Annotated in this window: 1 pseudogene; it reads left to right on the top strand. The window is 44.2% G+C overall.

The annotated features are described in order from the left end of the window. Positions 1-312: pseudogene (locus R0J87_RS19275) on the top strand (IS1182-like element IS1182 family transposase); the annotation flags it as partial.

Genomic DNA, 312 nt, shown 5'->3' with positions numbered 1-312 from the left:
AACGTATTCACGGAAGCTATTGATCTGGAAGAGGATACCGAAAAACGAAAGCAACTCCGGTCCAAGCGCAGTGAGTGGAAAAAGCCGGTCAAAGCGATTCGCGAAGATTTCCTTCCTCGTCTGGAGAAATATAGTCAGCACCACGAGATCTTCGGTGGTCGAAACAGCTTTTCGAAAACAGACCCGGATGCGACCTTTATGCGAATGAAAGATGATCACATGAAAAATGGTCAATTGAAAGCAGCTTATAACGTACAAATGGCCACAGAAAATCAGTTCATTCTTTATTATTCGATGCATCAGCGACCAACG

It is taken from the genome of Halomonas sp. SIMBA_159 (genome assembly GCF_046536035.1).
GTDB lineage: Bacteria > Pseudomonadota > Gammaproteobacteria > Pseudomonadales > Halomonadaceae > Vreelandella > Vreelandella venusta_A.
The sequence above is the reverse complement of the archived record's forward strand: the minus strand, read 5'-3'. Positions and strand labels throughout refer to the sequence as shown.